This window comes from Halomonas cupida (genome assembly GCF_900142755.1).
Lineage (GTDB): Bacteria > Pseudomonadota > Gammaproteobacteria > Pseudomonadales > Halomonadaceae > Halomonas > Halomonas cupida.
The window spans coordinates 1-7,252 of the sequence record NZ_FRCA01000023.1 but is presented as its reverse complement, the minus strand read 5'-3'; the positions used below and the strand labels follow the sequence as shown (position 1 = coordinate 7,252).

Below are 7,252 nucleotides of genomic sequence, written 5' to 3'. Positions count from 1 at the left end.
CTCTTGCCGGTGGCAAGGTTGATGTCCTCGCCGCTGGTCACACTTAATGACTTGCCCTGGGCCAGATGGGTGGATTCCGGCGTGCTCATGGCGATGCCCGCCGGTGAGGTGGCGTGCAACCAGGGGGCATCCAGCCGCGCGGCCTCGCCACGACCGCCTTGAGCCGCCCCCTGGGCAGTGTTGAAGTCGACCTGGCCGCTGCTCTCCGCGATCCCGTAGCGCCCTTTCGCATCCTCGCTGGCCTGCTTGATATCGCGGCGAGTTTCCAGCGGTTCGGCGTTGTGGCCAGTGGCGCTTTCGCTGAGGCTATCCGCCAGCTGCGAGGCGCTCTGGAGCTGTTGCTGGGCCTGGGTCATGTCGAGCTGCTCGCCGTTGGCGCCGATCTGGCCCCAGCTACTCAGCAGCAGGCCCTGGTTGGCACGCACGGCTCCATAGGCATCGGTGCGTAACTCGAAGCCGGTGCCACGGAAGGCACCCCGGGTATTGCCCTGCTGGTGAATCAGGTAACCGAGATTGAGCTGACTCTTGCTGTGTTCGGAGTTGAGCTTGACCCGTTCCTGATCGGTGGCATCGTCGAACACCAGTTCGTTGAACTTGCCGCCTCGGTAGGTGCTGGTCTTGAAGCCCGACAGCAGGCCGTTGCTGTGCCAGTCGGGGGTCTGGTCGCCGTTGTAGACGCGACCGGTGATCAGGGGCCGGTCGGCATCGCCCTCGAGAAAGTCGACGATGACCTCCTGACCGATGCGCGGTACGAAGACACCACCCCAGCGACCGCTGGCATTGGGCTGGGAGACACGCACCCAGCAACTGGAACTGGCGTCGCGCCTGCCCTGGCGATCCCAGTGGAACTGGATCTTGACCCGGTTGAGCGAGTCGGTGTGGATCTCCTCGCCTTCGGGGCCAACGACAGTGGCGGTCTGCGGGCCACCGATCACCGGGCGCGGATGGTCGAGGAAGGAACGGTAGGACTGGCTGAGGCGCTGGGACTCGAAGTCCACCAGATAGTGGCCGGTGCCGACACGCCGGTAGTTGTCCCGATACTCCTCGTCATCCTGCCGGTCGTCATTCAGACCATGGGCATCGAAGGCCGCATCGATCTGGGGCTGCAGACTACCGGGGAGGGTCTTCAGATGGGCAGAGACCGGCAGCGCACTCTCGGCATGGATGTTCAGGCCCAGCACCAGGAACTGACGCTCGCTTTCATCACCCCGGCTGTTGATACCCGAGGCATGGCGGGCGTGCTGGCTGAGTTCAAACCATTGGCCCACCTGCAACTGACGAGCCCCGCCCGAACCACGGAATCGCTTGGCCTGTGACTCCAGCGCCTCGAGGCGGTTGAGTGTCAGACGCTCGCCCCGCTCATGACCGTGATAGTAGTACTCACCTGGATAGTCGTAGACTTCCATCTCGGGCAGGTTGCCCTGATCACGCACTGTCTCCAGACCGCTGCGCTTCTCGAGGCCAGGCTGCTTGTAATCGAAGGAGGCCAAGCTGACACGGGTGGGCTGCTGCTGACGCACCCCGCTCCACTGGGTGATCGAATCCTCGGTCTCGGTGGCATGGCGATGGAAGCGAATGGTCTGCCTCCCCCCCACCACCCAAGTCCCGATATCGTCAGGCCAGTCAGTTGGACGATTACAACAACCAACTAACTGACAAGAAACTCCGACTCGGACAATTCCTACCGATAACTACCATCCTCCTGATGCTCAAGGCCATAGTAGCTGGGGCGAATATTATTATGTTCTTCCTGCCACTGTCTTGATCGGGAAACAGCCTCTTGAATTTGCTCGTCAGTCATCTTCTCAGCCACAGCTTGTTTTTCTGGGTTTCTTCCTGTCCCCCCCAAATCATACATCATGTATGCCATGACCAGATCCTTTTCTGTACCTAAACCTCTTTCAAAATACTCCCCAGCCAGACCCTGTGCCATCAGATCATCCTGCTCTACTGCTTGCATCAACCATTCAAATGATTTATCAACATCCACCTCAACATTATACCCATACCGATAACTAATTGACATATTCACCATGGATAGAGCATGTCCTGCTTCAGCACTTCTCTCTAACCAGTAGAAGTATTTCTCTCCATTTTCATCAATACCAAGATCTCTATCGCCTTCTCTATATACATCCATCAAATCGCCATAGGCTGAGAGCAACCCTTGCTCTCCAGCTTGGCTGGTATATTCTTCCCATTTCTTCCCATTTTTATCGACTCCCAGACCATAGCGGTACATCCTCCCCAACTCATACTGGGCTTCCGCAATGCCTTGGTTCGCAGACCTACTTAACCAGCAAAATGCCTTTTCATAATCCACCTCAACATCCTGGCTTTCAAGACCAAGCAAGTAAGCACTCCCCACCAAGTACTGCGCTTCTGCATCGCCTGATTTCGCCTTTCCTAAACTAACTTCAACATCCTGGTCACGGTAATAATTTTGCTTCTCCTGGTCAGGAAAGGCTATTTCTGCACTTGCCCAGCAAGAAAACAATAAACAAAACAAAAACAAAAACTTATTCATACAATCACAGCCTCACGATAAAGACTTCACCTCTGTCAGCAGAAAAGCCATCTCTATAGCCAACCTCCGCGTGCACTTCCCCCGCCTCCATATCAACATAATTATTATACACTATCACAGACCGTTCATCGGGTTTATTGGAATTACCCTTCTCCCTCAACATCCACCTATTTTCTTCAGATTGAGGAAGAGCAGCGGCCACCTCTTGGCCATATTGGTCGATTTCCACGACACTACCAACACTATATTTTGCCCCTCCCAAATACAGGGACAGCCCTTGCTCATGATTGTGGGTTATTTGAACTCTCAACTCCCCTTCCAGCTCACTAGGCAACTCCACGGAGACACTGAGTTTCCAGGTATTCTGTAGCGGATCTTCTTCACCCATCATCTCGTGGATCACGGCCTCGCCCCAGGCCGCTCGGGAAGTCGCTGCCAGAGCACCTGGCAAGGTCTCGCTGAAGCGCACAATGTCCATATCGAACACAATCCCACTGAAGACCATCTGCAGAGAGGCTTGTTCCTCTTCGGCACTGGCAAACGGGATGAAGCGGAAACGCTCCTGCTCCAGCCCGAACAGGCTACGGCGCAGCCAGGTACGGATGTTCAGAGGAACCAGTTGAATCAATTGATAGGAGATAATCAGGGTGATGATGCCCAGTACCAGAGGCACTACCACCAGCGAACTGGCGGCAAGCGCCACGACTCCACCAAATACCATGACGCTGCCCAGCAGGGTCTTGCCCTGCACCTGAGTGCTCACTGCTCCCCTGCGGCTCAGCGATACCGCCTCACTCAGCACACGGAAGCCATCGAGAATGCTGATGGCAGAAGATACCTTGCCGATACGTGCAGCGGCTCTGCTGGTGCGGGCGGCGATGGATGCAGCAGAAGCTGCGCCTCGACTGCCAAGCGCCAGGCCCCGGCGTACCTGCAATGCTGTCGCCGCCTCGAACGCCAATTGCGTCACGGACGCGATGGTGCCCATCAGCTTGAGCCAGTGCTCAAGGCTGTTGGGCTTGCTGGCCAGTGACTTTCCGATATCGTAGAAGCTGATCATGGCAAATACAGCATCGAAGAGCCGCAAGGCATTGTCACCGGACCATAGCCTGGCATGCAGGCGCCTCTGCTCCTGCAACATGGCATACTGATCGGTGATTCGTAGCGTCCTGGGAGCCCCTCCCTCAGTAATATCACCAGAGCCTTCCACATAGGCTGCGAAGCGCTCCAGTTCCGTCTCCTGGACTTGCCACAACACCTTGACGCGACTTTCATCCGCGACATAGTTGCCAGGCAAGTTGCCACCTCGACGCTCGCCATTGTCGATCGGATCCACGTACTGCAGATCCTGACCGTTGAGTACCGGCGAGCCATCGCGCTTCGCCAGATAGTTCATCGTGCGACTGTACTCGCCCATGGCAACATCCATTTCCACCACATACGCAGCCTGCGAGGTGAAGTCGCCATCCGGAGTAGACACCAACCTGTCCACCTGCAACAAACGAGCGTACTGCAGCATCAAACCGGTTCGTGGAGCAATCATCTCCTGTCTGCTTACCTGAGCGGCAGACTCATGGTTCATCAGAGTACCGGCCCCACCAAAGATGGTGCTGCCCAGACCAGAAAGTGCTTTTCGAGCGGCAGTGAAGTCGTCGAGACCCCAATGGTTGTTGGCAACCTTCCTCAGACGCTTGAGCTGATCGTACCAGTCCTTCAATTTCGCCTTGCCGAAGAACGACTTGACATCCTGAAGTTCCAGCGTGTCTTCGGCAAACTTCTCTGATGCCTCCTGGTTGTTGTGCAGATAAGCACGAAGCAGAGGAGAGTCCGCGAAATGAAGTTGCTCCATCAGGACTTGCCAGGCCCATTTGCTGTTTGATGTCAAAGCACCGCCCTGCAGGCAACCATTGACAATTTCCGTGACTCTGAGACCAAACCTGGTATCGAGATGGTCATATCGGTCCAGTGCGTTGCTCAGTCCATGCACAACCCACTGCGCGTAATCGGCATCCATGGGAGGTAGATCACTGTCAATGGAATTCTCATAGGGCTTCAGCGCTTCCTCAATACGCTTTCTCTGTTTGTCATCGTAGTACTGAGAGAATTCAGCCAGTGTTTTTGCAAGATCCTCGTTGGTGGATGCGATCTTGCTGCTGCGCTCATTGGTCAGCTCAATGTAGCGACCTATGGTTTGAGGATCGCCATAGCGCCCATTGATTCCCTGGGAACGAATTTGATCATAGTGCTCCTGATAGGCGCGCTTCTCGCGAGGTGAAGCCCCCTGGATCTTTTCTTGCCAGTGCTCATCCAACTCCTGCATCTGCTGATCAAGAGAGCCCTCCAGGCCCTTTATCTCATCAGCCACACTACTATCGATGCTGGCGATCTGGTCTTGTGCTGCATCCTCCAGAGCCTTTTTCAACTTGGTGACAGCAGCCAGCCATTGCGACCGGCGTGCATTGTCTCCTTGCCTCTGAAACTCGCGCATTTCCTCGATGGGCTTCTGACGAGAATGATTCAGCTCCTCAACAATCCCCACTTCATCCTTGATCGCCAGCACCACTCCTTTACCCACTTTTCCTTCCAGCCCCGGACTGTTCGCAATGCGTTCATCCATGGCTGCCTGCAGGTCATTCAGCTCTTCACCGGTTAAATCCTCTCGAGCCGGGAAATAGTGCCTGGAGAGGTGGTACCTCGCGACATCGCCATTGGGTATGTATTCGGGAACCAGCTCGGCGATGCTATCCTGGGGGAAGGCATGGGCGGCCTGTCCGGTATTGAGCCAACTATCGACATCAAAGCGCTGCATATTCTTCTGGCGCCATTCCGCATCGGAAGCCACTTCGTCCAGAAAAGCTCTTGACCAGGGGCTTTCAACGTAGGCAAACCATGCGACCCCGGTACGCGTTACATTACCCAAGGTGACCAGAGACGCATGTTCTCTATGTCCATCCTGATTGCAGGAAAATTGAGAAGGCTCTCGCTCCTCCGGCGGTGTATCTGGCGTAAAGCGCTTGAGTTCTGCAGTATCACTGATGGCATAGGCAAGCCACTGTTGGTTGCCTTCGTCGTAGACGTAGAGGAAACCGCCACGCAGTTTTCTCAAGATGTACTTGTTCTGCTTCTCGCGGTCGTATGTGACTTCACCTTCACTATCGACAGAAGCATCAAGATTCAGCTCAACGGGATTGCCTTCCTTGTCATGTGGAAACAGTTCACTGACTCGCCCCTCGGGAACACCCGGCACAGCCTCACTATCGGAGTCCATCTGGCATATGGCATAGCGGACAGGAAGAATGGGGAAGCCATCCCGTTCACAGTACGCACATTTTCCACTGCCCGGAGGAATACCCTTATCCTCATGCAGCATCTCATTAAGATTCATATCGCTCACTGCGGCCACCTCCCTGTCTCTTCCTTTACCTGCTCCCAGTCACTGCTTTTCAATCCATCTGTCAAGGATACATAGGACTCGGAGGCCGTCATCCTCTCCAGGATGCTCTGGATGAGAGGGTGTTCATGGAATCGCTGACCGTTGACCAGCCCGTGCATCACGAAGAAATAGCGATCCTTGTCATCTTCCAGACCAATCCTTTGCGAAGCCTCAATCAGAGCATCTATGTGTGCTGGCGTGATATCCGGCTTTGAACCCATCTTAAACTCATCCCACTTGTCCCAATACAGGTTCACCTGACCAATTCTCTTGATCGCGCTCCACTGCTCAGAGGACAGGGTGAGCTTGCCCAAGTGCATCTCCGCAGTTGGTCGAGAAATCTGTCGGAGCCGTTTTCTGTGATCGAAATAGAACCAGTGTTCAATGGGACCCAATAGATGCGCCATCTGCTTTGGTTCAAGAATGACTTCCAATCTTTCCATCACCCGCGGATCGTAATACCTCAGCATGGCGGTGTTACCTTCGGGAGACGACACCGTCAATTGCTTCTCCATGTGGGAGTTCAGGGCATGCGGAGTACACCTACACAACACCCAACCACAGAAGGCGACATGCCCTGTCCGTTTATCGGGCAATGATTCACGTTCCCGAGAGAGCACCTGACGCAAACTCTCTGCCTTCCTGTTGAACGGTTGAAGGTAGAGCCGTTGATCACGGGGTTGGGATATGAAGGGGTGCGCGAGCTGAATACAAGCATCCAGCTCCTCCAACGTCAGCCTACGTTGCGGCGAATGGGCGGGATCAACCAGTGTATAGATCCGGCCAGAATCGGAGCAGGAGGACAGTGTCTCGATGAGCTGCTCAGCGGTATCTTGCGTTTCCATTCATCGCTCCAGCAATCCATCGCCATTCTCGGAAGCCGATTTACTTCTGGCCGCACACGTCTTGTCCTCGAACTCCGGCAACTCCACCGGCGGTGCGTCCAGGCTGGTCGGCCCGGCAAACTGGTGCTGGGCGCCCTTGAGGTCGACCTTGCCGGGGCCGTGGATCTCGATATCGCCGCCCTTGATGCGCACGTAGCCGCCGCCGCTGGCCAGCAGGATGCCGTCTGCGGCGCTCAGGTGGACCTTGCCTTCGGTGGCGGTGACCTTGAGATCCTTCTCGGCGGTCAGTTCCATGTTGTCGCTCTGGGCCTGAACCTCGACCTTGCCCTGGGCGGCAAACAGCTTGATGCCGGCCCGCTGGACAAACATCGACAGCTTCTCGGACAGGGTGGCGATCAGGCTCTTGCCGGTGGCAAGGTTGATGTCCTCGCCGCTGGTCACACTTAA

At 55.6% G+C, this 7,252-nt stretch carries 5 protein-coding genes; all 5 read right to left on the bottom strand.

Annotated features, from left to right (window positions below):
• The coding region (locus BUE38_RS22265; protein ID WP_234987142.1) for a type VI secretion system Vgr family protein at positions 1–1,595 on the bottom strand (1,595 nt) is incomplete at its 3' end.
• Positions 1,596–1,681: 86 nt separating this feature from the next.
• The gene (locus BUE38_RS22785) at positions 1,682–2,527 is read right to left on the bottom strand and encodes a tetratricopeptide repeat protein (RefSeq protein ID WP_073437387.1); all 846 of its coding nucleotides are present in this window, start codon (positions 2,525–2,527) and stop codon (positions 1,682–1,684) included.
• A 4-nt stretch (positions 2,528–2,531) separates the two neighbouring features.
• Entirely contained in the window at positions 2,532–5,912 is a 3,381-nt protein-coding gene (locus tag BUE38_RS21950) for a T6SS effector BTH_I2691 family protein (RefSeq protein WP_304363410.1), read from the bottom strand.
• A gap of 5 nt (positions 5,913–5,917) precedes the next feature.
• Positions 5,918–6,805 (bottom strand): DUF4123 domain-containing protein, encoded by an 888-nt coding sequence (locus tag BUE38_RS21945; RefSeq protein WP_073437385.1) that lies wholly within the window; start codon positions 6,803–6,805, stop codon positions 5,918–5,920.
• Positions 6,806–7,252 (bottom strand): DUF2345 domain-containing protein (locus BUE38_RS21940; protein ID WP_143166432.1); only part of this gene is annotated, 447 nt, incomplete at its 5' end.